The sequence below is a fragment of the Acinetobacter sp. NBRC 110496 genome, from assembly GCF_000876115.1.
Taxonomy (GTDB): domain Bacteria; phylum Pseudomonadota; class Gammaproteobacteria; order Pseudomonadales; family Moraxellaceae; genus Acinetobacter.
In genome coordinates this window covers 1-507 of record NZ_BBTF01000161.1, presented here as the reverse complement: position 1 = coordinate 507, position 507 = coordinate 1, and the positions used below count along the sequence as shown (strand labels likewise).

Here is a 507-nt window from a genome sequence, read left to right as displayed (position 1 = left end):
TAGGCTTTTCAAAAAGCTGGAAAAAGAATAAAACTAGTGGAAGTGCGAAACTAAGAATAAAGACTGGATCTATGCTTAGATCACTATCAGAAGAAATTGGTTTTACTGAATGATGATAAATTGGCTCATCAATGTTCTTCCAGCTATGCGCTTCAGCGTCATGATCAGTAGAGTTTTTAAGAGAATCACTAGAATGCTGCAAAGACCAATGACTTGATGCATCATCCTCAACGACAATACTTAACTCATGTTGGTGTTCAATATTCTCAAGTAAGACAGGCGCCCACGCATGAACTCCCGTAATTGTTATCGTAAACAAAAACAGGATAAATGCGAGTATAAGCTTAGACAACCTACTTGAACGCATAGCGATGGAAATACTACTGATTTGCTAACAAAATACTAAAAAGTTTTATTAAAGTAAATCTCTCTCCTCAACATTTGAAAATGAATATGTTCGAAACTATTACCAATATCAGCAAAAGGAGTATGAATAAGCTCAAATCC

1 protein-coding gene is annotated in these 507 nt (G+C 35.3%); it reads right to left on the bottom strand.

Going from position 1 to position 507, the window contains the following annotated elements:
• On the bottom strand, positions 1 to 367 hold a 367-nt coding region (locus tag Aba26S_RS21040; protein ID WP_043975239.1), incomplete at its 3' end, for a hypothetical protein.
• Positions 368 to 507: the final 140 nt, after the last annotated feature.